The following is a 387-nucleotide window of genomic DNA, read 5'->3' on the forward strand; positions in this document are numbered from 1 at the left end:
TCGGTTTAGGGTACGGGCCGCCATGAAACTCGCTAGAGGCTTTTCTCGACAGCATAGGATCATCCACTTCACCACAATCGGCTCGGCATCAGGTCTCAGACTATGTGTCAGGCGGATTTGCCTACCTGACGTCCTACACCCTTACCCCGGGACAACCACCGCCCGGGATGGACTACCTTCCTGCGTCACCCCATCACTCACCTACTACCAGCTCGGGTCACCGGCTCCACCACTCCGACCTCGTCCGAAGACTCAGCCGGCGGCTTCACGGGCTTAGCATCACTGGATTCGATGTTTGACGCTTCACAGCGGGTACCGGAATATCAACCGGTTATCCATCGACTACGCCTGTCGGCCTCGCCTTAGGTCCCGACTTACCCTGGGCAG

The 387-nt window shown here is 58.7% G+C and carries 1 rRNA gene; it reads right to left on the bottom strand.

The features are described 5' to 3' along the window. Positions 1-387 (bottom strand): 23S ribosomal RNA (locus ADK41_RS09320); the annotation flags it as partial.

Origin of the sequence: Streptomyces caelestis (assembly GCF_001279005.1) — a bacterium.
GTDB lineage: Bacteria > Actinomycetota > Actinomycetes > Streptomycetales > Streptomycetaceae > Streptomyces > Streptomyces heliomycini.